This is a genomic window from Aliidiomarina halalkaliphila, from assembly GCF_007096385.1.
GTDB lineage: Bacteria > Pseudomonadota > Gammaproteobacteria > Enterobacterales > Alteromonadaceae > Aliidiomarina > Aliidiomarina halalkaliphila.
The window spans coordinates 391,930-417,052 of the sequence record NZ_VJWL01000002.1 but is presented as its reverse complement, the minus strand read 5'-3'; the positions used below and the strand labels follow the sequence as shown (position 1 = coordinate 417,052).

Genomic DNA, 25,123 nt, shown 5'->3' with positions numbered 1-25,123 from the left:
CGCAGGGTCTTTAGACCACTGCGGGCGTTGTCTTTGCCGTGTCCCACCGCCATGGTTTGCGTAGACTAATTCGCCTCACGCTCCTTCAGCAGTCGCTTCACCGATTCCCGTATGGTTCGTTGCACTTGGCTTCCCAAGAGCACGTCGACCTCATCACTGAGCGCATCAGTTTTCGCATCTGAGGTATAACCGCCGTCGTCTGCCACACTAATGTAGCCCTCCGTTTTCAGCACCGATACCAACGTACTGAAAATACGCTTGTCGTAGAACTCCGGCGCATCAATACCGTGGCGGGCGCCCAAGCGTTCCGCAATGCGCTCACTGGACTGCTCTAACACGGAACGGGATAAACTCTCAGATTGCTGTAATAGCTCTAAAACAATGGCGTAGCGCGTCAGCGTCTCTTCGCTCGCATTCGCCAGCAATGTGAGCTGTACATAACCGGTCTGTTCTCGCTCAACAATGCGATAGGCGTCGGAAAATTCGCGACTATCCTGAACGAGCCAACCTTGGCGTACAAACTCTTCACACAGCGCATCCACCCATAACGGAATCGAATCCGCTTCGCGATTCAAGAAAAGCTCGGCTTGAATCATCGGATACAACTTCTCAATAAAAGCCGCTGCATCCGAGGCCCGGAATGTCCGTCCACGCCGAGCAAAACGAGCGAGCAAGGCTGGAACTATAAACATGTGCAACACATTGTTGCGATAGTAGGTTAAGGTGATTGCCTGTGTCTGCGTGAGACTCACCACTTCACCGGCACTATTCTCGTTTACTTCGAATTTATTCATCGCCATAAGGTGCGACCACATCTCATCGCCAGACCATGTAGGCACTTGCACATCGCGGCTGTAGGGCACTTCCCGATGTAGGGCTTTGTAGGCAAGAATTTGATCCACTAACTCTTCGCGAGTCAGGCTATGGCGGTCGGCACTAAGTAAACTAATGGCTGCCAAATTGATCGGGTTGAGTGCTGCACCGTCATTCACGCGTCGCATCATCACTTCTGCCAGATGATTGACAATAGGCGTCATCCAACGCGGCTTCGCGGGCTCCTCCGCCCCTAGAGTCACTGAATCACGCCAATCCGGCTGAGAGCGGTCCAAATAATCCGATAAACGCAATGGCTCGCCAAAAGTGACATAACCATGGCCGAAGTTTTTCAGCTTACGCAAAATACCAAAAATCTGAAATACGGATTCTTTCTTTTTCGCTTGCCCTTTGAGTTCGCCATGATAGGTACTGACCTCCATCACGTGCTCATAACCTAAATACACAGGAACGAATGTTACTGGGCGGGTCACTCCGCGCAATTGACTTTGTAACGTCATGGCAAGCATACCGGTTTTTGGTGGCAGCAAGCGCCCAGTGCGACTGCGGCCGCCCTCCATAAAGTACTCAACCGCGTAGCCCTTTTGGAACAAGCGCGTGAGGTATTCACGAAATACTGTGGAATAAAGCTTGTTACCACGGAAGCTTCGGCGTAAGAAGAACGCCCCGCCGCGGCGAAATAGCGTGCCCACGGGGAAGAAATTTAGATTCACCCCAGCGGCGATATGTGGGGGCACTAATCCTTCTTTATAAATTACGAAGCTCAACAACAAATAATCCATGTGGCTGCGATGACACGGCATATACACGATCTCGTGTCCGTCTTGTGCCAACTTACGGATGGTATCGCCATTTTTCACGCTGATACCGCTATAAATCTTGGTCCACAACCAAGTAAACAAATGATCGCCAAAGCGCACTAAACTATCGCGGTAATCCGCGGCAATTTCATGCAAGTATTTGCGGGCGCGCTTTTCCGCTGCGGTTACTGAAATACGTTTACTACGTGATTCCTCTAATATCGCCGCTTTAATCGCCGGCGTTTGCAATAGGTCATTAATCATCTCTTCCCGACCGAGCAACTTCGGACCTGCCACCGCATAGCGAAGGCGTGCAAAGTGTGTCCGAGCAACCCGGGTTAATTTCTGCGCCAACGCCTTATCGCTAGCATGGCTGTCGGCCATGGTTCGTAAACTTACAGGTTGCGATACTCGGGCCAAAATATTGCGCCCCGAGAACATCACTAACCAAAACCGTTTCCATTTGCCAGGTACTTCAATATCGGCCGTCATGGCATTCGCTTCGTTGCGTTCTCGCCCAGGCTCGCGTCCCCAAAATAATGCAATCGGATGCATGTGCACATTGTAGTTGTGCTGCTGGTGCAGTTTCAGTAACTCTTGAAACGCTTGCTGCGGGTCCTGACCTAGCCGTGCTTTGGGGTCTTCTAGATAAAGCACCCGATCAAATGCTTTGCCATTTAAGATCAACGGCTCGGTCGGATCGGGGAGATTTAATTCTTTACAGGTGTTTCGAGCCACCACGAGATCTGTGGTTGACGGAGCACGCATCACATAGACCACATGATCGGGTGACGAGGGGCTGCCTTCGAAATCATCCGCGATGGCTTTCACTTTCGTGAGCCAGCTCACGGGCAGGCGCAAAATCTTATAGAGCAAAGACGTTCGTTTCATCGGTACTCCGAGCTCGAACCGCGAACCTGATCATCATGGTCGCGGATAAAAACTGAGTTGAAGGGCTAAGAATATCATTTTTATTAAAAAGTTGCCGCATCGGAAATTTTTTGTTCAAAAAAGTTGCAAAGGTCAAAACACTGTATATACTGACAGTATACTGTACGGATAAACAGGTATCGATATGCGACCATTAACGCCACGACAGCAAGAGATTCTCGAGCTCATTCGCACCAATATTGAAGCGACTGGAATGCCCCCCACCCGCGCGGAAATCGCACAACGGTTAGGGTTTCGCTCAGCGAATGCGGCAGAAGAGCATTTAAAAGCCTTGGCCAAGAAGGGTGTCATTGAAATGATGCCTGGTATGTCGCGAGGCATTCGATTGCTCATCGAGGAAGAAGAAACTCCCGAGCAACTTGGTCTTCCCCTGATTGGGCGTGTCGCCGCCGGCGAACCTATTTTGGCGCAACAACATATCGAATCACATTATCAAGTCGATCACACCATGTTTCATCCAAGTGCCGATTATCTGCTACGTGTTCATGGCATGAGTATGAAAGACATTGGTATTTTGGACGGTGACATGCTTGCCGTACACCGTACTAACGAAGCGCGTAACGGGCAGATAGTGGTCGCCCGTGTCGAAGATGATGTCACTGTTAAACGTTTTGAGCGCCGCGGCAACATGGTGTTGCTACACCCAGAAAACCAAGAGTTCTCGATTATTCAAGTGGATTTAACACAACAATTCATGACAATCGAAGGCCTTGCTGTTGGCGTCATTCGAAATGGAGGTTGGGTATGAACTACTCTGCATTAACACGCCGTTTTCCTCACCCTGGAGTCTGGGGTCATGAAACCAAACCGTCAACGTCCGTTGCTGTATGCGAACAGCCCACGTTGCAGCAGCACCTCTGGGTCACGTTGAGCGCATTGCGTAAGCGCGATGACCAGTGGGTCACACTCATTGGCAAACCAGCAAAAGCATTTATTGAGCAATTGATTGCAGCGGGGATTCGTCCCGATCGAATTCGCCGGGTCTCTGCATCAGATCAAGACACCGCCTTATGGGCAACAGAACAAGCACTTTTGATTAACAATAGTCAGATTGTGATTGCATGGGTCGGTGATTGTCATGGCCGCGATAAAAAACGTTTGGAATTAGCCGCCAAAGCTAGCCAAGCACAAAGTTTTTTCATTTCCTCAGAAAGTTACGAGAATCCTCTGCACTAATTTCGTCTCCACTTCCCCCTTTTTTTGGGGATCCCCAGGGGTTGTTAACAACAACCCCTTTTTTATTAACATCTTTGGTGGTATTTTGATCGTCATCAAAGTACTAGCTGTGATAACGATGTAGTACGTCTAAAGTTCACTTTGACGATTCGTTTCAGCGCCTTGATATACCTTAAATAATAAATGGCCACTCCGGTGGCGATAATAAATAACAAAGGGTTAGGCAAGAACTGCGATTTTAGGGGAAAAGTAGTTCCTTTCTTGCTGACCTCTTTGTGCTTTCAACTAGCTGTTCACTCCCCGGTGTTCACCTAGACGAAAGACTAAGAGGAGAAGTCGAGTGAATGTGAGACTAACGAGCCTGCTGCTCGGTCTGCCTGCGTTGCTATTAGCACCGATGGCGAAGGCCGAAAGCGTGCAGTTAAATCTTACCCGCGGTGTCACGGAAATCAGTGAGAAAGTGTATAACTTACACATGCTGGTGTTCTGGATCTGTGTGGTCATTGGTGTCATCGTTTTTGCTGCGATGTTTTGGTCCATTCTACGGCACCGGAAAAGTCGCGGCGTCACCCCAGCGAAATTTCACGATAACGTGAAAGTAGAAATCGCATGGACAGTGATTCCCTTTCTGATTTTGGTGGCTATGGCTGTGCCTGCAACCATCACCCTGATTGAAATGGATGATACATCCGACTCGGATATTAGCGTATTAGTGACGGGTTCACAGTGGCGTTGGCATTACAGTTACTTGGATTACGATATCGAATTCATGAGTAATATGGCCACCCCACGTGAGCAGATCTACGGACGTTTGCCTCGTACCGAGAATTACTTGCTTGAAGTGGACCGGCCCTTGGTGATTCCTACCGGCAAGAAAGTACGCTTCCTCATTACCTCCGATGACGTAATCCATTCGTGGTGGGTACCTGAGTTTGCGGTGAAGAAAGACGCCAATCCAGGGTATATCAACGAAGCATGGGTGAAAGTGCCTGAGCCCGGTATTTTCCGTGGTCAGTGTGCCGAGTTGTGTGGTCGTGATCATGCCTTTATGCCTGTGGTCGTCATTGCCAAAGATCCGGAAGACTTCGAAGCGTGGGCCCGGGGTGAAGAACAACGCCTTGCAGAACGCCGTGAAGAAGAACAACGCCTGCTCTCCATGGAAATGTCCAAAGACGAATTGATGGAAATGGGGCAACAGGTGCACATGTCTTATTGCGCTGCATGTCACCAGCCGAACGGGCAAGGGGTACCTGGCGTATTCCCAGGTCTTGTTGGCCAAGGTATCGCTGTAGATGACCAAAGAGCACACATTGATGTGGTCTGGAACGGTGTTTCTGGGTCGGCCATGCAGTCGTTCCGTAATACCCTCACCATGCGTGAAATTGCCGCCGTAGTGACCTATCAACGGAATGCTTGGGGCAATAATACTGGGGATGTGGTGCAAGCCGCCGACGTCCATCACTTCTCACAGGGTAACCAATAGGGGGCTATGGCGATGAGCACTGTTGTTACAGATACCCACAGCGCCCACGACGCGCACGATCATCACGATCACAAACCAACGGGTATTAAGCGTTGGTTATTTACCACCAACCATAAAGACATCGGTACGATGTACTTGTGGTTTAGCTTTATTATGTTCTTGGTCGGTGGTTCGATGGCTCTGATGATTCGGGCCGAACTATTCCAACCGGGCATGCAAATTGTTGATCCGCACTTCTTTAACCAGATGACCACCATGCATGGTGTGATTATGGTGTTCGGTGCGGTGATGCCGGCATTCGTTGGCCTCGCCAACTGGATGATTCCACTCATGATTGGTGCGCCAGATATGGCGTTACCGCGGATGAACAACTGGTCGTTCTGGATCTTGCCATTCGCCTTTATGATCATGTTGTCGTCATTCTTCATGCCAGGTGGCGCACCGGCCTTCGGCTGGACCTTCTATGCCCCGCTATCGACCACCTACAGTACCGATTCCACGGCCCTGTTTGTGTTCAGTATGCATATTATGGGGATGTCCTCGATCATGGGTGCGATTAACGTCATCGTCACCATTATGAACATGCGCGCTCCAGGCATGACCTACATGAAAATGCCACTGTTCGTATGGACTTGGTTTATTACCGCCTTCTTATTAATTGCGGTGATGCCAGTTCTTGCGGGTGTAGTAACCATGGTACTGACTGATAAATACTTTGGTACGCACTTCTTTGATGCCGCCGGCGGCGGTGACCCGGTACTCTTCCAGCATCTATTCTGGTTCTTCGGGCATCCCGAGGTATACATCATGATCCTACCGAGCTTCGGTATTGTGTCGGCAATTATTCCCGCCTTCGCACGTAAGCCACTATTCGGTTATGCATCAATGGTATACGCCACGGCGTCAATCGCTGGTTTATCGTTCTTAGTATGGGCACATCACATGTTTACCACAGGGATGCCGACCTTTGCATCGCTGTTCTTCATGTACATGACTATGCTCATTGCGGTACCTACCGGGGTGAAAGTATTTAACTGGGTCACCACCATGTGGCGCGGTGCCATGACCTTTGAAACGCCGATGCTATTTGCCATCGCGTTCGTGGTGCTGTTCACCATTGGTGGGCTATCCGGCATTATGTTGGCCATTACACCGGTGGATTACCAATATCACGATACTTACTTCGTGGTGGCGCATTTCCACTACGTATTAGTGAGTGGCGCCGTGTTCTCGATTATGGCAGCAGCCTATTACTGGCTGCCAAAATGGTCTGGGGTGATGTACGACGACTTCCTCAGTAAGCTGCATTTCTGGTGCTCACTGATTTCCGTCAATATCTTGTTCTTCCCAATGCACTTTGTGGGATTAGCCGGTATGCCACGTCGTATCCCTGATTACGCACTGCAATTTGCCGACATCAACGCCATTGTCAGTGTGGGCGGGTTCTTATTCGGGTTCTCTCAACTTATCTTCCTCGCTGTGGTGATTAAAGCAGCCATGAAGAAAGGTGAGCCAGCACCTGCGAAGCCGTGGGAAGGTGCAGAAGGTCTCGAATGGACTGTTCCGTCACCAGCGCCTTATCACACCTTTGACGTTCCACCACAGGTGAAATAGCCATGAGTGAGCAACAACCGAAACGTCAGGACAACAGTCGGGTAATTACCCGGCTGCTAGCCTCCGTCATGATCATGTTTGCCTTTGGCTTTGCACTGGTTCCTCTGTACGAGAAATTCTGTGAAGTAACGGGTTTCAACGGCCGCACCAGTAATACCGCTGCAACTGCCGATGAAAGCATGCAAATCGATCAGTCACGGGTGATTACCGTGGAATTCCATACCCGTGTCAGTCGCGGTGTGTCATGGGATTTTACCTCGGAAGTCCGTTCGGTGCGTTTGCATCCAGGCGAAGTCAAAATCGTAAACTTCTATGTCGAGAATAAAACCAATCGTGATGTGGTTGCGCAAGCACTGCCTTCAGTAGCACCAGGTGAAGCATCTTTGTATCTCAACAAAACCGAGTGTTTCTGTTTTGAGAACCAGCCGTTAGCGGCGGGTGAGCGCGCGGTGATGCCGATGCAATTCTACTTGGATCCAGATTTGCCTGACCATGTTCACCGGTTAACACTTTCGTACATGATGTATGACCTGACTGATCAAGTTCGGCCGCGCACAGCGAGCGCGAATCGTTCAGAATGAGGGAATTTAAATGAGCACAGAACAAAATAATCCACAAAAATACTATGTGCCCGACCAAAGTATTTGGCCATTAGTGGGATCCGTTGCCTTAGGTTTAATTGCCTTTGGTGCCGCTCACTTCACCATTGAATATTCAAATGAACAAGCAGGCTTTGGCCATTGGGTTCTATTAGCGGGTTTGGTTGTCCTTTGTATTATGTTAGTCGGCTGGTTTGGCGATCAGATTCGCGAATCGCGGGCTGGTTTATACAACGCCCAATTAGGCCGTTCTTACCGTCAAGGCATGCTTTGGTTTATTTTCTCCGAAGTGATGTTCTTCCTCGCCTTCTTCGGCGCTCTTTTCTACGCCCGCATGATTGCGGTGCCATGGTTAGGTGGTGCTGGTAATAACGAGATGACCAATCAAATCTTGTGGGACGGTTTCCAAGCAATTTGGCCTCTAACAACCACACCAGGTGGCACTGAAACCCAGGCCATGGGTTGGTTTGGCTTACCCTTGATTAACACTATTATTCTAGTGATCTCTTCGGTGACATTGCATTTTGCTCATGTAGGACTTGAAGAAGGGAAGCGCAAGAAATTGATGAACTGGTTGTTTGTCACTATTGCTCTGGGCTTAATCTTCTTAGGCTTACAAATGTATGAGTATGTGCATGCATACCGTGATCTCGGATTAACCCTGCAATCAGGTATCTATGGCAACACCTTCTTCCTGCTCACCGGTTTCCACGGTTTGCATGTAACGCTAGGTGCCATCCTATTGATTGTGATGTTTTTCCGATGCAAAGCAGGACACTTTAACAAAGACGATCAGTTTGCCTTCGAAGCTTCTGCTTGGTACTGGCACTTTGTTGACGTGGTTTGGATTTGCTTGTTTGTATTCGTTTATATTCTGTAAAAACGAAAGCGCCCCTGCTTAGTAGGGGCGCTGATTTATACTCGTGATATCAAAGGCTAACGCCAATATCACCAAGAGCAACACAATCGCCGAAAACAGGACTCGGCGACCGATAAAATGAGACATCGGTGGCGCATCTGGATCCTTCTTTAACGCGCTAAATAGCCCCCGAAACAGGTTGACAATGATGTACAGCAGTAACGCAACCAATATGATTTTAAGAATTACATTTAACACCGTGGGTCCTCAAAAGTAGTTATGACAGTCCTTCGTGTTGGTTCATTATTATTTCGACTCCATCCTGGAGCGCTTCTTATTACTTTGCTTGCGATTGCAATCATGGTCAAGCTAGGTTTTTGGCAAATTGACCGCGGCCAAGAAAAACAGATGATTATTGACCGTCACGCGCAAGCTGAAGAACTAATACAACCCAACACTGAACAGCTCCTCGCCCTCGTCGACTCGCCAGATACGCAAATTACGATTACCGCGACCCTCGACCCACAGCGTTATTTCCTTATTGATAACCAGATTCTTCATGGCCGCGCTGGCTATCATGTCATTGCCTTCGCCCAAGCCCCTGAGTTTTCACCCCTAGTGCTGCCCGTGAATCTGGGTTGGGTACCTGCGGGTGTAAGTCGCAGTGAACTTCCAGATGTGGCGCTTCCAGAAGGACATGTTGTCCTCAATGGTCATGTACGCGTGCCTTCTGAGCGGCCGTTTATGCTGCAAGATCAGATCTTTGATACAACCGATGCATGGCCAAAGCGCATTCAATTTCCCGAGCTTGATAAGCTAAATAGCGCATTGGATGTAAACCTTGCCCCCATTATTTTGCTACTGGATGAGGAAAACCCCCTTGGTTTCCCTCGCGAGTGGCCTGTTGTCGTCATGACGCCGCATCGTCACTATGCCTATGCCGTACAATGGTTTGGCTTAGCGATTGCCGCGCTTGTGGTGTTTTTCGTCGCCAGCCGTGTTCGAGCTCAAGCGAAGTCGTACGAGGAGTAACCATGAATTCACCGGATGTTAAAAAACTAAAACAACGAAATCGCCGGGTATTAATAACCATTGCTTTGGTATTTGTATTGCCATTGTTGGCTGCAAAACTCGTGCTTTCACTGGGCTGGTATGAGACAGGCGTGTCCCAGAAAGGCCATTTGGTAGACCCACCCATCGTATTGGCGGAAAATGACAATGCCTTGCTTCCGAATACTTGGCGCATCGCCTATCGTATGCCCGCCGAGTGCGCGGAAGCATGCGAAAACGCCCTTTACGTGAGTGGCCAAATCTTTCATGCCTTAGGTCGCCAACAAAATCGCGTTAGTGCTGTCGCCATCGGCGATGAGAACAGTGCTTCCGAGCTGCCGGCATTGCCTGCCGACAACACGGTATCGCTGCACATCCTGCCTTACGTTGCATCTCAACTCGCGGAACTCCCCGAGCATAGCCTGATGATTATTGACCCGGTAGGCAATGTGGTGATGTGGTATCCAGGCAGCAGCGATCGCCAAGAAGTGGTGATGCGCGGCCGTGATTTACTGTCCGACTTACAAAAACTATTAAAATTATCGCGGGTAGGATGAGGTGTATAGAATGAAAAAGTTAGCTGCATTCTCGTTAGGCTTTGTGCTGATTGTTATTATTCTTGGTGCATATACGCGACTCACCGATGCCGGACTCGGCTGCCCAGATTGGCCGGGCTGCTATGGATTTTTAAAAGTTCCCCATTCGGAATATCGCATGGCCAAAGCGGAAATCCGTTTTCCGGAAGCACCACTGGATCACTTCAAAGCGTGGAACGAAATGATCCACCGTTATGCAGCTGGGATTCTAGGCTTACTGGTGCTCGCTATGGCGGCCATTGCCATTCGTCGTCGCCGCTCGGGGGTGGTGAACAAGCCCTATAAGTTAGCCGTGGGATTGTTAGCGTTAATTATATTTCAGGCCGCTCTCGGAATGTGGACGGTTACCATGGCCCTGCAGCCGGTCATTGTTATGCTTCATTTGATGGGGGGCTTTACTACTTTCACGCTCTTGGCCCTGCTGTATTTGCGAGAGGCTGACATCCCCATTCCCGTGGAAGATTCCTTACTGCCCTTGCAGAAGCTCGCCGCTGTCGCGCTGGTTGTGGTCATTATTCAAATTGCCCTTGGCGGCTGGGTGGCCGCAAACTATGCTGCACTCGCCTGTACTGCATTGCCTATTTGCGAAGGCAATTGGTGGACGCGGATGGATATCCTAGGTGCCTTTAGTGTGCCAGAAGCGGATAACTACGAATTTGGTGTTCACAATTACGAGGAACGCATGACCATGCACGTTTTCCATCGTATTGGTGCCTTTGCAGTGCTCGGCGTGATGGCATGGTTACTGTGGGGGTTATGGCAGCGGGCAACCAGTGCTTGGTTTAAGCGTCTCGCGGTTCTACTCACGGTATTACTGGTGGTACAGATTGCTCTGGGCGTTACCAACGTGGTGGCAAGCTTGCCGTTGCTGGTGGCCGTTGCTCACAATGCAGTTGGTGCACTTCTGATGGTGACACTCGTGGTCTTAAACTATAGTCTGTACAAAGTTACACACACACAAAAGGAGGTGAGCCATGGCTAATCAAGTTGCGCTTACCCAGCGCGCCAGTTGGCGCGATTATCTAGAATTAACCAAACCGCGGGTCGTGGCACTTCTGCTTTTAACTGCCTTGGTTGGAATGGCATTAGCGACGCCCACATGGGTGGCATGGGATATATTAATCCCAGCGTTAGCTGGCATTGGCTTGATGGCGGGGTCGGCGGCTGCGTTAAACCATCTTGTCGATCGGCATATTGATGCACGTATGGCTCGTACTCTGCGCCGCCCACTTCCCACAGGATCACTATCGCCACGTAAAGTACTCACCTTTGCGGCGATTATCGGCACCATCGGATTCCTTATTTTAGATATCTTTGTGAATCGCCTTACAGCGGTGCTCACTTTAGCGAGCTTGGTTGGTTACGCAGTAATCTATACCATGTATCTCAAACGCGCTACGCCCCAGAATATTGTAATTGGTGGACTTGCCGGCGCGGCGCCACCGCTACTGGGCTGGACGGCGGTTACAGGTGAGATTCACGCCTACCCGTTATTACTCGTGATGATCGTATTTACTTGGACGCCCCCGCATTTTTGGGCGCTCGCCGTGCACCGTGCCAAAGATTATGCTCGTGCTGAAATTCCAATGCTTCCGGTTACCCATGGCATCGACTTCACCAAAACCTGTATTTTGTTGTACACCGTGTTACTCGGTGTAGTGTGTATTTTACCGTACCTTATTGGCATGAGCGGGCTGATCTATCTGGTGGGTGTATGTGCTCTTAACCTCATCTTCCTCGCGTATGCATGGAAACTAAAAGTGAATCCAGGCAAGTTCACCGCCTGGAACATGTTTAAGTTTTCTATCTGGCATTTGATGATTTTATTTATGTTGTTGCTCGCTGATCATTATATCGGTTAGTCCTAACGCCAAAGCAAAGCAAAGCAAACAAAAAGGTAATTACAGGTATGAAGCGGTTTTTAATGGTGCTTGGTTTAGCAATCGTTGCTGTGCTCGGTAGTGTGACCTATATCTCTCTCACCGAAGTTCGCGAACCCACCTTAGTCTCTGCGCGCATTTATGATGCACCTCGTGCCATCGAATCCTTTCGATTAGAAGGCACCGCAGGTCGGGATGTAGGTTTAGAAGACTTACAAGGGCAATGGACTTTACTCTTTACCGGTTATACTTTTTGCCCCGATATTTGCCCTACTACCATGGCCCATCTTAAAAGTCGTTGGGCTGATTTGACCGAGGCCACGGATTTTCCAGTGCAAGTGTGGATGATTAGCGTTGACCCGCAGCGAGACGATATCGAGCGTTTATCCATGTACGTGGATTTTTTTGGAGAAGGTTTTCTTGGGGTGCGCGCGGAACATGTCGATTTATATCCCTTCGTGCGCAATATCGGACTGATGTATTCGATTCCAGACGAAAGCGAAACCAACTACTTAGTGAACCACTCTTCGGCAATCATTCTCGTGAATCCAGCTGGGCAGCAGCAAGCTATCTTCCGCGCCCAGCATGAATTAGGGGAGATGCCAGTGGTGAACCCACATAGCTTGGTGCAGGATTTCCGTGACATCGTGCGTTATCTTGAACACATTCACTCGTTTTAATCCGGCCAACTGCCCTGTGCATCTGGGCGAATCCACTGGATTGAATACCAGAAAAAGCGACCTGGTTTGCTGATGCTTGGGGCGGTACAGTTATAACGCTGACGACCAATGCCTATCGCTTCTGATGCTTGAATCCGAAACCGATTGTCTTCAATCCATTCCGGTGCGTGGGGCTGACTACGAATAAAGCAATTGAGCTGATTGCGATGGAAGTCGTCGGTGTCCACTACCAATTCGAGTACCGGCTTGGTGTCATTATGATCAAGCAAAGTATCACTGTAGTGCGCTTCCAACACAGGCAGATTTAACGCCGCCATTTTGGTGCCCAAGGTACGCAAATTGGCGTACATGCCTGCCGCTGCAAAACGAGGAATAGCGCGGAAATCGCTATAAGCGCCAAAACCGCCGGAATGCTGACCAAAACCAATAAAGCCCAACTCTTCTACTAGATCAGCGAGTTTGTTGTTGTACTCACCATAGGGATACGCAAATAACTTATAGCTCACGCCTACTTCATCTTTGATTTTTTTCTCCGCGCTGAGGATATTCTCACGCATACGCTGCAGCCAAGCACGCTCCGATTCTCCCTCCAACCGACGCGGCAAGTGGGCATGATCAGTGGAATGGTTCGCAATCACCACCCCTTCCTCGTGCAGCTCGCGAATCTGGTCCCAACTCATATACTGACCGGGGCGACTACCAATGGGGTCCGTTGTCACAAATAATGTCCAAGGCACGTCGAATTCATTCAAAATAGGACGGCCATTGGTAAAGATATTCTGATAAGCGTCGTCGAAGGTAATGACCACAGATTTTTCGGGAATTTCTTTCTCTCCGCGCGCTGCGGCAATGGCGTCACGTATATCAATCACAGTGAAGTCATTGTCTTTAAGATACTGTAAATGTTCCCGTAATTCTGCTTCCGTTACGCTGGTTACGCGAGGTGTACTGTCACTCACATGGTGATAAAGTAAGACGGATACGTGGGCGTCTGAGCGCGCATGGCTCTCAGGGGGAAGCAATGCAAACCCGAGGCCTACTCCAATCGCCAAAATAGCAATTAACAATCCTTTTTTCATTGGTTCCTCCGGAGACAAGTAATATGACCCTCAGTGCGTGGCAACGCTTTTTTATGGCTGATCATCGTCGCGTATTTGCCATCGCGCTACCCATGATGATTTCAAACATTGCCGCGCCCATGTTAGGGCTTATTGATACCGCTATCATAGGCCATTTGCCCGAGGCTATCTACTTGAGCGCAGTAGCCGTTGGCGCGATGGCGATTAATTTTGTGTACCTTTTGGCAATCTTCCTGCGAATGTCGACCACCGGCGTGGTCGCCCACGCCTACGGTGCCAAGGATCTGTCTCAACAGCAGCGCCATTGGAATCATGGTTTGCTCTTCGCCCTTATCTTAGGGGTGATCATCATTGTCGCCGCCCCGCTTGTTCTTTTTGTGCTTTGGAGTTTGGTTGACCTCGAAGCCCCGGTAAAAAGCCTTACCACACAATATATCGATATTCGTATTTGGGGCGCACCGGCCGCTTTGATCAACTTAGTGGTGCTCGGCGTATTGCTGGGCCGCCAACAAGCCAAAACCGCCATGTTTTTGGTGATATTTATCAATCTGGTAAACGTGGTTGGCGATGTGATTTTAATTATCGGTTTGAATCTGCATGTGGTGGGGGCGGCCTATGCCTCACTCATCGCGGAGTGGTCAACGGCGATGCTTGGCTTCTTCCTCGTTAATCGCAGTTTATGTTTAACCTTAGCACGCTGGCCTCGCGCACTGTGGTCAGAAACCCTAGCCTTGGCGGGAATGAACAGCGACATTTTTATCCGTTCCGTTTGTTTGCAACTCTGCATCGCCATGATGACCGGGTATGCTACCTATTATGGCGCAATAACCGTTGCCGCAAACGCGGTCCTCATGCAATTTTTGGTGCTTATTGCCCTTGGTTTAGATGGCATTGCCTATGCGGTCGAAGCTTTAATCGGACAAGCGAAGGGTCAAAAAAACCAGCAGAGAATCCAGCATTGGTTCCGATTAAGCCTGTTCTGGTCATTTATGTTTGCGCTGGTATATAGCCTTATTTTCTTTGTGTTCGGCTCGGGGATTATTCGTTTGATCACGAATATTCCCGAGGTTATCAATACCGCAGAAATCTATTTGCCCTGGCTCATTATTTTGCCCTTGGTTGCACACTGGAGTTACTTCTACGATGGTGTTTTTATTGGGCTTTCAGCAAGCAAGGGGATGCGCAATACAATGTTGTTCTCAACGCTATGCGTGTTTTTCCCCGTATGGTGGCTCAGCACGTCACTTGAGAATCATGGGCTTTGGTTAGCGTTAGTATGTTTTATGGCGGGTCGCGGGTTGAGTCAATTTTTTTGGTTGCAGCGCCATCAAGAGAAATTGTTTGGGCTACCATCAAAATAACAATCACTCCCCATAAAAAAACCGCCCCAAGAGGGGCGGTTGAGAGGTCAAATACTGCATAGACCCAGGGGGAGTTTACTCGTCACTGACGAAGTCATCCATCAGAATCAATTGTGGTGGTAAACCACCGCTTTCTGCATCAACAGCAATCGCGGTGTATAGTCCGCCACCCATCAAGTTCAACATAACAGGGCCGATTGCAGCGTCTTTTGTACCAGCGAGGGTCACGGTTACAAAGTACTCACCTGGTGCCAGAGCAACGTTACCCGTGGCTTGAATCTCATCTGCATCGAAGTCTACGCCCGCAAATGCAGGATCCGCATCACTGATGTCATCTGTTGCTGTTACATAGATATCAACAGGACCTGCAGCAGGTGACGCGTGCACAATGCGAACAGTTGCTTCAGTAGTTACGCGACGATTGAAATCTCGGATCACTGCCGGCGCTATGGTGCCTTCACCAAGCTCACCCACCGCAAGAATCGAATACTGCCATGCGTTCATTAACGCAACGTCAGCATCAATCACTGTGGTGTCAGTGCCGGCCGCGTTTACTTTAATGTTGTACTCATCTGCCGCCAGATTTACATAGCCGGTAAACTCAAGGAAGGCGAGCTCAGGAATAGCCACGTCATCGTTCACCAGAATATCAACGGCTGGGGCATCAGCGACCGCGTGCACCACCCGAATATCAGCACCGGTATCCACAGAGTACAGCACTGCAGAACCCTCACCGTCGGCAACTAACAATGCAATTGGACGATCACCGGAATTTGCCGCTACATTTGGCGTCGCTGTTACAAACAAGTCGGCGCCTGCTGGCAAGCTCAATTCACCCGAATCAAACAACAAGGCATTTGCATCACCAGCTACGGTAATCCGAATCTGGTAATCGCCTCCAGGTACTTCTACCTGAGGTGTATAATCTTGGTAGGCAAGTGTGGCCGCCGGCTGTTCTGCCGAGAGATCCGCATCAAATTCTGTTAAATACACATCCACAGTTACGTCAATCGGTACCCCGTGTAATACTTGTAAACGGGCATTACCGTCGCCAACATCAGACACTTCATTCGCCACAACAAATGGTTCCAGTGACTCGTCATCGACGCGACCTAAGGCAAATACGTCATAACGCATGTCGGCCTCAAGATCGAGCGACAATGGGCCGATAACAGTTGCAGTGTCACCGCCAGGAAGAATCGCATCAACGCCGATGTCGTAGGTGCCTTCTTCGACGGTTGCGAGTCCTGAAGATACTTGATAATCAACATTATCAAGGAAGATATCGCCGTTGACAGTGATGTTCACCGCCGGAGCATCTGCAGATGCGTGGTGCACACGAATTTGAAATTCACCGGGATCCTCAGCTGGTGGCTGCGGCGGGTTTGGCGTCAAATTCGTTGGACCTGAAGAGCTACTGCCACACGCAGCTAACGCTAAGGCAATAGCAGAAACACTTAATACTTTTGTGAATCTGTTCATGGATAGTTCCTCATTATTTGGTTGCAAGCAACGATCAAATACGCCAGAGAATGAAATTTAGGATCACAATTTTTACATTGGAGTACAAAATATGCTCAGAGGCTTGATATTTTTCTTCGCCGGAGTCGCTCTGATTTTCTTGATCCTGAGCATTATTGCTCAGCGACATTTCTCGATGACCTTTCCTACCTTTACCAAACCGAATGCACCAGTTCGTGAGGAGATTCATGAATCGCGGTCGGTCGAGTCGGCGAGCGAATCGGCTACCGAAAACGAGGTTATTGTCGCTAGCGGGGAGCTATATGAAGATGCTTTGGAGGTTCAGGATGAACAACGCAAACATGCGGAAGCCACCATTGATCAAAGCATAGACAAGGAGCTGTCAATTCATGAGATTATTGAACTCAACATCGCGTTGCTCGCCAACATCGAATCATCCTCAGCCTTTCAACATCATCGATTACTGACGTACGCCATCCATGATTTCGGTGACACCACAATTCACGCGTTAGTGTGTTCAGGAAGCCGCTGCAGTGGTCTATTTCGGACGAATTCAGACGAGCAATCACAGCGTTTAGCCCACTGGTTGATCTTTGAGCAGGATTCCCTTGGGTTTATTCGAGATGGGCAGGAGCGCGTATTTGTAGAAGACGGCATGCACTTTGTTCATGTCGTCCTCGCGACGGACCCAAACATAGGCTTGCCGCATCAATAAAAAAGCCCGCTTATTGCATGCGGGCTTCTTGATGCTTAATCGAACGCGACGAGGTTCTTAATAGTAAGAATGCTCACCCCGTTGATGTTCGGTAATGTCGCGAACACCCGAGAGTTCGTTGGGGAACAAGTCGAGTAGTTGCTTTTCAATTCCATCTTTTAGTGTCACATCCACCATGGAACAGCCATTACAGCCGCCACCAAATTGCAAAATAGCAACGCCGTCTTTGGTGATTTCAGAAATCATCACCTGACCACCATGGCTTGCCAACTGCGGATTGATTTGGTTTTGAATGACATAGTCTACACGCTCAATTAACGGCGCATCATCATCTACTTTTTTGGCTTTGGCGTTCGGTGCTTTAAGGGTTAATTGCGAACCTAGCTCTTGCTGCACAAAGTCAATTTCTGCTGCCTCAAGAAAAGGTGCGCTTTCTTCATCGACAACTGCATCAAAGCCTTCGAACGGTAAACGAATATCGTTGTCTTCCACAGAATCAGCCGGGCAATAAGACACGCCACATTCGGCATTCGGGCGCCCTGGATTAACCACAAACACGCGAATACTGGTCCCTTCATCTTGGTTGCTCAATAACTCGCGAAAATGAGCCTGTGCTGATTCAGAAATACTAATCATGACCTTACACCTTACCTCTGTGTATTCAATGGATGCATACTTACCAAAATGTCACGCAGACACCCTATGCAATCACCATCGCGGGTATACCCGACTAAATTACTAGGGTTTATTCTATCGCATCAGAAGCGCATTGCATAGTAACCCGCTTGGTAGTTTTTATACCTTCTGTTAGGGTGATCGCGATGTATAACAGGGGAATAACTCAATGATTGCACGTTTATCTCGCCGCGCTTTGCGGCAAACCACTGGCGCCATTGTCGCTCTCGTAGCGGCTTTTGGTCTGTCCGCTCAGGCCAGTGATATCGACTTAAAGTATTATTTACCCGATCATGTCACTTACGATGAGTCCATTCCAAAGCCCTCTGAGTTCCTCGGCTTCGAGGTCGGCGAATGGCATGTCCGCCCAGAGCAAGTGCATCGTTATTTAGAAGCACTAGCTGATGCGTCCGACCGAATGACATTGAAAGTGACTGGGTATTCCCACGAGCGGCGCCCATTAATGGTGCTCAAGGTCAGTGCGCCGGAGAATCAAGGTCGCTTAGAAGAGATGCGCCAGCAGCATCTTGCGGTCACCGATCCCGCGCAAAATGTAACTGCGACCGAAGCTCCCCTCGTAGTTTATTTGGGCTATAGTGTGCATGGTGATGAATCCTCTGGTGTGAATGCCTCGCTGATCACTGCCTATTATCTAGCGGCGGCTCAGGGCGAGGAGATCGATGCTTGGCTCGATAACTCGGTGATTTTGCTTGATCCGATGTATAACCCCGACGGTATCGCTCGGTTTGCCAATTGGGTAAACCAATACAAGTCCATGACACCAAGCAATGACCGTCAGCATATTGAGCACCAACAAGATTGGTTGCGCGGTCGCCAGAATCATTATTGGTTTGATTTAAACCGTGATTGGTTATTACTGCAACACCCAGAATCAGAAGCGCGTATTGATACTTACCAGCGCTGGATGCCAAATGTATTAACCGATCACCACGAAATGGGCACCGACTCCACTTACTTTTTCCAACCGGGCATTCCAAGCCGGAAGAATCCGTTAACGCCAGACGAAAACGTAAGATTGACCGAGAAATTAGCCGAGTTCCATGCGGATGCGTTAGACGAAATTCATAGCCTGTATTACACCGAAGAGTCATTTGATGATTTCTATTACGGCAAAGGCTCTAGCTACCCAGATGCGCAAGGAACTATCGCGATTTTGTTCGAACAGGCGTCGTCGCGAGGCCACTTGCAAGAATCCATTAATGGTGACGTATCTTTCCCATTCACGATTAAAAATCAATTCGTGACGTCGCTATCGACGATTCGAGGATCCGTAGCCCATCGCGATAAGTTACTCGACTTCCAACAGCGTTTCTTTAAAGAAAATATGGAACTCGCTGGTCGCGAAAGCTTTGACGGATACATGCTAAAAGAAGCCGACGAAGGCCGCATGCATGAACTCCTGCGTATTCTTGCGGCACATAGCATTAAAGCCTATCCGGTCAGCGAAGAGTTTACCGTCAGTAATGTCACCTATCGTCCCGGTGAAGCATACTGGGTGCCGATTCGTCAACGAAACTACCGTTTACTGAAGGGTGCATTTACCACACGTCAGGATTTCCCAGATAACACCTTCTACGATGTCTCTGCGTGGACATTACCCATGGCCTTTAATGTGGAGTTCAGTGAACTGCGCCAGAATCGTCGCTTCCGCGTAAGCAGCGAAGCCTGGTCTGAGCCTGATACCTTCACACCCAATGAGCTTGGTGATACCCGTGTTGGTTATGCGTTCAGTTGGGAACCGCACTTTGCTCCACGCGTGTTAACTCACTTGCTGCGCAATGACGTGCACGCCCGTTTGGCTGCGGATGACATGACCATCAGTACACCGAATGGTGAGCAGCGCTTCCCGCGGGGCACGGTGCTTGTCACACGGGCCTACCAACAACGCCCTTGGAATGAAGTGCAAGATCTACTAAAAGAACTGGCTGATGCCAACCGGGTACCTGTGCATACCATTGCCCGCGGTTTAACGCCGAGTGTGGGCATGGATATCGGTAGCCGCAGCATCGACCCGGCCCAGCTCCCCAACGTCTTGTTGGTGATTGGTTTCGGTACCAACCTGCAAGAAGCGGGTGAAGCATGGTATTACTTGGATCGTGATCTCAACCTCCCAGTCACCATGATCGAAACGCAGCGCCTGGACCGTGCCGATATTGACCGCTATACCCATATTATTCTGGTGGATGGCCATTACCGTACCTTCAGTGATCGCTTCCGTGGTCGCTTGCAGCAATGGGTGCGTTCTGGTGGTGTGTTAATTGGCCAGAAAGGCGGTGCCCGCTGGATGACAGAAAACAACCTGTTATCAGCATCCATGGTGAGCCAAGAGACCTTCCGCGAGAAATTCCCGAGCGAAGGCCTCAGTTATGGTGATCGCAGTGACTTCTTTGCGCAACAACGTATTGCAGGCGCTATTTTTAATACGCGTCTTGATTTAAGTCATCCACTTACGGTGGGCTTCCCTCGTGCTGAGTTGCCGATATTTAAGAACAGCACCATGGCCTTTGAAACCAATAAAGCACCGTTCGTGGATGTGGCGCGCTATGTGGAGAACCCTGTATTAGCAGGCTTTACCTCAACCGGTAACCGCGAAGTATTGGGCGGCAAATCAACGGTTGTAGCGCACCGCTTAGGTTCCGGTCGTGTAATCGGCTTTTCTGATAACGTGAATTTCCGAGGCTATTTCTGGGGCACCACAAAACTGATGGCCAATGCGCTTTATTGGTCACAATATGCCTTAGGCACCGGTGCTGACGAAGACGAAGAGGCTGTGGAAGAAGACGCGCACGAACACGCCCACTAATCCGCAATCTTCATGCACCATTGAAAATAACCCCGTCTAGACGGGGTTATTTTTTATCTATTGTCGGCGTGTATGCAAACGCCCAGCCATCGATCAATACCCGACCTTCTGTGGTCAATGCACGGGCAGCGGCATTCATGGTTGCACCTGAGGTAATGACATCATCGATCAGCGCTACCCGTTGCACGGCTAAGGGCTCCTTGCAATAAAACGCCTGACATAAATTACGCACGCGGTCTTTGGCATGCAGGCGCGTACTCTCTCGGGTATAGCGTCGCCGCAATGGGAAAAGCACTGGAATATCCAACAGTTCCCCAACGGCTTGCGCAAGCAATTGCGCTTGATTGTAGCCACGTTTAAACCAGCGTGCAGTACTCAACGGCACCGGAACAATGGCTTCAGGGAGATAGATCTTTTGTGCCCGGTAAGTAGCAATCACCTGCGCCGCAAGTAACTGCCCGAAAGCGTTCGCCAAGAGCGGTTGATGGCCGTATTTATAGGCCTGAAACCAACGGTCCACCGGTGCTTCATAGGACAATGCCGCAATCCACATGCGGCATGCTTGAGCCGCTTCAGATGTCGCAATAGCAGGCTGGCAATTGCGTGGCGGCAAGCGCGGTAAATCCTCTAAGCAGACGGAACACAAACCGTGATCCAACTCCTGATATTGGCGACATAGCCAACAGGCACCTACTTTGCGCAACGCCCGCCAACCCGTTATTATGCCCTGCATTCGTCATCCTTCGTGATTACTATCACCCTAGCCTAGCCAACAAGTGAGCCGTTACGTGAAATCCACCACAGAATTAAGCCTTAACCTACATAATTCCCGACAATCAGGGCGTGATCTAGTGTTATTGCATGGGTGGGGACTCAATCAAGCCATTTGGGACCCCATTGTGCCATCCCTAACGAGCCATTATCGGGTGTGGACCATGGATCTTCCTGGATTTGGGGATTCCGGCTGGGAAGCGCCAGACGCCGATTTCAGCCACGCCAGTGCACGGGTCGCCAACGTCATTGCTGCGCATATCGATCACCCCTGTGTTCTTGCCGGTTGGTCAATGGGTGGTTTGGTTGCCACCGAGATAGCATTGCGCCATCCGCGACGGGTGCATCGCTTAGTGACTATCGCCAGCTCACCTCACTTTCTCAAAACAAGCGAGTGGTCGGGTATCGATCCTGATGTATTACGCGATTTTCGTGCGCAGTTAGGCTCAGACCTGAACAAAACCATTGATCGGTTTTTATCAGTGCAGGCCTTAGGAAGCCCGCAAGCACGGGCTGAAATAAAAGCGATGCGTACGTTACTCAAGAGTAAACCAGTGCCTCATGCAGAAGCTCTTGAAGCCGGATTGCAATGGTTGGCCCAGGTGGATTTACGCAGTCAGCTTTGCGCTATTGACGTGCCCATGACTCGTCTATACGGGCGCCGTGACTCGTTGGTGCCTGCGACTATTGCCGACGCAATTAGTACCACCTTAAGCGCCCAGAACGATCAGAGCCAGGTGTTTTTAAACAGCGCGCACGCGCCTTTTATCACCGAGCCAGAGGCATTTGTAGAAGCGCTTATCAGCGCAAACGATGCGCGGAATTAACGCTGACAATGGGCACAGAAAAAGGTATTTCTCTGACCAATGCGCTTTTGCAAAAGTGGGCGCTCACATACCACACATGGCTCACCAGCACGGCCATACACCGAAAGTTCAAGGCTAAAATAGCCTGGTTTTCCGTCGGCCTGCATAAAATCTTTCAAGGTGGTGCCCCCTTGCACAATGGCCCGGGCCAATACGGATTTGATCTCTTGGGTTAAACGTTGAAAGCGTGCTTTACTGATCCGCCCCGCCGCTCGCCTCGGGTCTATACCGCTAGCAAACAAGGCTTCATTGGCATAAATATTCCCAACTCCAACCACCACATGGTTATCCATAATAAAGCTTTTCACGGGAGCGGAACGACCCCGACTTTGCTGAAATAAGTGGTCGGCAGAAAAATCTTCTGTGAGTGGCTCCGGGCCTAGGTTTGCCAACAAAGCATGGGTTTCATTTGCCGGTTGCCACAATACCGCACCAAAGCGGCGCGCATCATTGAGTCGCATACTTTTGCCCGTCTCTAACTCGAGCTCAAAGTGGTCGTGCTTTAACCGTGGCGTCTGTGTCGGCACAACACATAACTTACCCGACATCCCTAAATGCAGAATGAGGCTACCATGAGTACTATCAAGGAGAAGGTATTTTGCCCGCCGCCGCACTTGAATAATGGGCTCTCCTTGCAATAGATGCACCGCATCGGGAATAGGCCAACGCAACCTCGGTTGCCATACTCGTACAGCGCGCACCCGTTGGCTTTCCACATGAGGGCTAATCCCTAATCGACTCACTTCTACTTCAGGCAATTCAGGCATTATGTATCCATTTGATTAATCGTGTATTTTTTGTATACCCTGAAACAGGATAGATGACTATATTATGCACCTCGTTACCTGTAGGAGCTAGCGCTGTGAATGAAGTGATCCCTGTCATCACGCAAGCAGACGATCCATCCCTCACCCGTGAGTTTCTAGCGGCCACCGATGGACGTCTCACATTCGATCCTGCGGTTTATGATTTCAGTAACTTAGCCGACAAGGGCTACCTGATTATTCCAGACTTCCTTCCCCCGAGTGAAGCCGAAGCGCTCTATACCTATGCCCGCCAACTCGGTGAACCCGATTGGAACTTTGCCGGTATTGGCCGCGAGCAATTACATACGGTGAATACCCGAGTACGTAGTGATCAGATTCGCTGGTTACAGCCAGAGCATGCCGTAGAGCGCGCGTATCTCGACACCATGGAGCAACTGCGGATTCACCTGAATCGTTCTTTTTTTATGGGCTTGTTTGATTACGAGTGTCACTTAGCGCGCTATCAACCCGGCAGCTTCTACAAAAAGCACCTCGATGCCTTTAAAGGCCGCTCAAATCGCGTGCTTACTACGGTGTATTATTTAAACCCAGACTGGCGGGCACAGGATGGTGGCGCGTTGGTAATGTATGGCGAGAAAGGCGAGGTGTTAAAAACCGTGCTTCCGCAACAGAATACCTTCGTGATTTTCCTCAGTGATACCTTTGTACACGAAGTACAATTGGCGCACAAAGAGCGCTTTAGTATTACCGGATGGTTCCGTCATAATACGTCGAGCGCTCAGCGCATTGATCCGCCCGCCTAAAGCTTAAAGGCTTGTCGGCGTCCGTAAGTTAAGCTGCGCCACAACCATTCCATAGGCCCATATTGATACCGCTGCAACCACCACGCACTAGCGGTCAATTGACCCACATACAAAGCGATAGCCATGAGGGTTGCTGTGGCACGACCTACCTCTCCATATAAGCCCAAACCATAACCGTAGAAAATCAGCGTAAATACCAAGGATTGCAGCAAATAGTTGGTGAGCGCCATGCGACCAGCAGGAGCAAATACCTGTACCCAACGTTTTCCGTAATGCATCAACAGCACCAAGGTACTGATATAGGCAAAACAAAGCGTAATATTCGCAACCGTTTGCAGGGTTAAGGCCAACGCCCCCTGATAGGTTGGCATCAGCATGTCCAAATTCATTGAGAACTGACCAAACAGCAGCGCTGCCGGTACGCCAAGACCATAACCCAGCACAGCGAAGCGTTTAAAGTACCGAATATTTGCCGCGATATCTCGAAATAAGCCTGCACGTGCGGCGGCAGCACCAAACAAGAACAGGGCCAAAATCGAGGGAATAAAAAATAGGAACCCCGCGCCTAAATATAATTGTCCCATTTCATACATGCGCCATTGCACCACTTCCCAAAAGTTACCCTGAGAATATATATAATCAGCCCTCTCCATGTCGCTCAATAGCGCGGATTGCTGGGCGCTAAAGGCGTTGATCATGGTGTCTGGATCCGCCTGCATACCCATGGCGATTCCCCATGCTCCAAGCAGAAATAGTAAGAGTGGGAAGATAAGTAGCACCAGGCCCCATTTCCACAAACGCGACACCGGGGTGTTATGAAATAGCAACATCAAAAACAAGCCAACAAAAGCGTAGAGTAAGAGAATATCCCCAGCCCAAATCAAGAATGCGTGTAATGCACCGATAGCGGCTAAGATCAGGATGCGACGCAAAAACAAGAGTCGCGGTTTAGCCACCTTTTCCCGAGCACGGTCGAGAAAAATAACAAACCCGATACCAAAAAGAAGTGAAAATAGGGTATAGAATTTACCTTGGATAAACACGTACACAAACCAACCCACCGCGTAGTCGATACCGACTTGCGATTGATCAAAGCCCAACATGATCGCTTGCATGGGTCGCTGAAAGTATTCGATATTCATCATCAGAATACCGAACAAAGCAAATCCGCGAAGAATATCAAGAACATGCATCCGCTCTGCGGATTGCACTGGCGTCGCCGTAGAAGTCATGCTTGAAGTAGTCATTGTTATTATCT

At 49.6% G+C, this 25,123-nt stretch carries 24 protein-coding genes; 16 read left to right on the top strand and 8 right to left on the bottom strand.

What is annotated here, in order from left to right:
- Positions 1–65: 65 nt before the first annotated feature.
- Positions 66–2,525 carry a glycerol-3-phosphate 1-O-acyltransferase PlsB gene (gene plsB, locus FM042_RS08495; protein ID WP_143235993.1) on the bottom strand — a complete coding sequence of 820 codons (2,460 nt, stop codon included), beginning with the start codon at positions 2,523–2,525 and terminating at the stop codon, positions 66–68.
- Positions 2,526–2,709: 184 nt separating this feature from the next.
- On the opposite strand from plsB, the gene lexA reads away from it, so the two are divergent.
- The 6 genes from lexA (at position 2,710) to FM042_RS08460 (ending at position 8,337) form a co-directional block, all read left to right on the top strand.
- Positions 2,710–3,333 carry a transcriptional repressor LexA gene (gene lexA, locus FM042_RS08485; protein ID WP_143235991.1) on the top strand — a complete coding sequence of 208 codons (624 nt, stop codon included), beginning with the start codon at positions 2,710–2,712 and terminating at the stop codon, positions 3,331–3,333.
- A complete protein-coding gene (locus FM042_RS08480; protein ID WP_143235990.1) occupies positions 3,330–3,761 on the top strand; it encodes a hypothetical protein in 432 nt (143 codons plus the stop codon). Before lexA ends, FM042_RS08480 begins: the two co-directional genes overlap by 4 nt.
- 397 nt (positions 3,762–4,158) lie before the next feature.
- Entirely contained in the window at positions 4,159–5,244 is a 1,086-nt protein-coding gene (gene coxB / locus FM042_RS08475; RefSeq protein WP_185960753.1) for a cytochrome c oxidase subunit II, read from the top strand.
- A 12-nt stretch (positions 5,245–5,256) separates the two neighbouring features.
- Complete coding sequence (ctaD, locus tag FM042_RS08470) at positions 5,257–6,858, top strand: cytochrome c oxidase subunit I (protein ID WP_143235989.1); 1,602 nt, start codon at positions 5,257–5,259, stop codon at positions 6,856–6,858.
- A gap of 2 nt (positions 6,859–6,860) precedes the next feature.
- A complete protein-coding gene (locus FM042_RS08465; RefSeq protein ID WP_143235988.1) occupies positions 6,861–7,439 on the top strand; it encodes a cytochrome c oxidase assembly protein in 579 nt (192 codons plus the stop codon).
- Positions 7,440–7,449: 10 nt separating this feature from the next.
- Positions 7,450–8,337 carry a cytochrome c oxidase subunit 3 gene (locus FM042_RS08460; RefSeq protein WP_143235987.1) on the top strand — a complete coding sequence of 296 codons (888 nt, stop codon included), beginning with the start codon at positions 7,450–7,452 and terminating at the stop codon, positions 8,335–8,337.
- Between the two features lie 18 nt (positions 8,338–8,355).
- On the opposite strand, the gene FM042_RS08455 is transcribed toward FM042_RS08460, so the two are convergent.
- A complete protein-coding gene (locus FM042_RS08455) occupies positions 8,356–8,574 on the bottom strand; it encodes a DUF2909 domain-containing protein (protein ID WP_143235986.1) in 219 nt (72 codons plus the stop codon).
- Between the two features lie 21 nt (positions 8,575–8,595).
- Here FM042_RS08455 and FM042_RS08450 point away from each other — a divergent pair, with 21 nt between their 5' ends.
- Genes FM042_RS08450 through FM042_RS08430 form a run of 5 tightly spaced genes read left to right on the top strand, consistent with a single transcriptional unit; the run spans position 8,596 to position 12,522 of the window.
- Positions 8,596–9,348: an SURF1 family protein gene (locus tag FM042_RS08450; protein WP_143235985.1), complete on the top strand. Its 753-nt coding sequence runs from the start codon at positions 8,596–8,598 to the stop codon at positions 9,346–9,348.
- Positions 9,349–9,350: 2 nt separating this feature from the next.
- Positions 9,351–9,923, top strand: coding sequence for a hypothetical protein (locus tag FM042_RS08445; protein ID WP_143235984.1), 573 nt, complete (start codon positions 9,351–9,353; stop codon positions 9,921–9,923).
- 10 nt (positions 9,924–9,933) lie between these two features.
- Positions 9,934–10,944: a COX15/CtaA family protein gene (locus FM042_RS08440; RefSeq protein ID WP_143235983.1), complete on the top strand. Its 1,011-nt coding sequence runs from the start codon at positions 9,934–9,936 to the stop codon at positions 10,942–10,944.
- Positions 10,937–11,824, top strand: a complete 888-nt coding sequence (gene cyoE, locus FM042_RS08435) for a heme o synthase (protein WP_143235982.1) — start codon at positions 10,937–10,939, stop codon at positions 11,822–11,824. Before FM042_RS08440 ends, cyoE begins: the two co-directional genes overlap by 8 nt.
- A gap of 47 nt (positions 11,825–11,871) precedes the next feature.
- Positions 11,872–12,522, top strand: coding sequence for an SCO family protein (locus FM042_RS08430; protein ID WP_143235981.1), 651 nt, complete (start codon positions 11,872–11,874; stop codon positions 12,520–12,522).
- On the opposite strand, the gene FM042_RS08425 is transcribed toward FM042_RS08430, so the two are convergent.
- Complete coding sequence (locus tag FM042_RS08425) at positions 12,519–13,601, bottom strand: polysaccharide deacetylase family protein (protein ID WP_143235980.1); 1,083 nt, start codon at positions 13,599–13,601, stop codon at positions 12,519–12,521. The two genes, FM042_RS08430 and FM042_RS08425, sit on opposite strands and share 4 nt — an antisense overlap.
- Positions 13,602–13,624: 23 nt before the next feature.
- On the opposite strand from FM042_RS08425, the gene FM042_RS08420 reads away from it, so the two are divergent.
- Positions 13,625–14,962, top strand: a complete 1,338-nt coding sequence (locus FM042_RS08420) for an MATE family efflux transporter (protein WP_185960748.1) — start codon at positions 13,625–13,627, stop codon at positions 14,960–14,962.
- 75 nt (positions 14,963–15,037) lie between these two features.
- Here the strand turns inward: FM042_RS08420 and FM042_RS08415 are convergent, their stop codons facing one another.
- Positions 15,038–16,444, bottom strand: coding sequence for a DUF4397 domain-containing protein (locus FM042_RS08415; RefSeq protein WP_143235979.1), 1,407 nt, complete (start codon positions 16,442–16,444; stop codon positions 15,038–15,040).
- A 91-nt stretch (positions 16,445–16,535) separates the two neighbouring features.
- Here FM042_RS08415 and FM042_RS08410 point away from each other — a divergent pair, with 91 nt between their 5' ends.
- On the top strand, positions 16,536–17,159 hold the full coding sequence (locus tag FM042_RS08410; RefSeq protein WP_143235978.1) for a hypothetical protein: 624 nt from the start codon (positions 16,536–16,538) through the stop codon (positions 17,157–17,159).
- A 57-nt stretch (positions 17,160–17,216) separates the two neighbouring features.
- Here FM042_RS08410 and nfuA read toward each other — a convergent pair whose 3' ends face one another.
- Positions 17,217–17,795 (bottom strand): Fe-S biogenesis protein NfuA, encoded by a 579-nt coding sequence (nfuA, locus tag FM042_RS08405; protein WP_143235977.1) that lies wholly within the window; start codon positions 17,793–17,795, stop codon positions 17,217–17,219.
- A gap of 208 nt (positions 17,796–18,003) precedes the next feature.
- On the opposite strand from nfuA, the gene FM042_RS08400 reads away from it, so the two are divergent.
- Positions 18,004–20,658 (top strand): M14 family zinc carboxypeptidase, encoded by a 2,655-nt coding sequence (locus tag FM042_RS08400; RefSeq protein ID WP_143235976.1) that lies wholly within the window; start codon positions 18,004–18,006, stop codon positions 20,656–20,658.
- Positions 20,659–20,704: 46 nt separating this feature from the next.
- On the opposite strand, the gene FM042_RS08395 is transcribed toward FM042_RS08400, so the two are convergent.
- Positions 20,705–21,391: a ComF family protein gene (locus FM042_RS08395; RefSeq protein ID WP_143235975.1), complete on the bottom strand. Its 687-nt coding sequence runs from the start codon at positions 21,389–21,391 to the stop codon at positions 20,705–20,707.
- Between the two features lie 55 nt (positions 21,392–21,446).
- Between FM042_RS08395 and bioH the strand changes: the two genes are divergently transcribed.
- Positions 21,447–22,256 (top strand): pimeloyl-ACP methyl ester esterase BioH, encoded by an 810-nt coding sequence (bioH, locus tag FM042_RS08390; protein WP_143235974.1) that lies wholly within the window; start codon positions 21,447–21,449, stop codon positions 22,254–22,256.
- On the opposite strand, the gene mutM is transcribed toward bioH, so the two are convergent.
- On the bottom strand, positions 22,253–23,062 hold the full coding sequence (gene mutM / locus FM042_RS08385; protein ID WP_143235973.1) for a bifunctional DNA-formamidopyrimidine glycosylase/DNA-(apurinic or apyrimidinic site) lyase: 810 nt from the start codon (positions 23,060–23,062) through the stop codon (positions 22,253–22,255). The two genes, bioH and mutM, sit on opposite strands and share 4 nt — an antisense overlap.
- Before the next feature lie 95 nt (positions 23,063–23,157).
- On the opposite strand from mutM, the gene FM042_RS08380 reads away from it, so the two are divergent.
- A complete protein-coding gene (locus tag FM042_RS08380; RefSeq protein ID WP_232366406.1) occupies positions 23,158–23,865 on the top strand; it encodes a 2OG-Fe(II) oxygenase in 708 nt (235 codons plus the stop codon).
- On the opposite strand, the gene FM042_RS08375 is transcribed toward FM042_RS08380, so the two are convergent.
- On the bottom strand, positions 23,862–25,097 hold the full coding sequence (locus FM042_RS08375; RefSeq protein ID WP_185960747.1) for a DUF418 domain-containing protein: 1,236 nt from the start codon (positions 25,095–25,097) through the stop codon (positions 23,862–23,864). The genes FM042_RS08380 and FM042_RS08375 overlap by 4 nt on opposite strands.
- Positions 25,098–25,123: the final 26 nt, after the last annotated feature.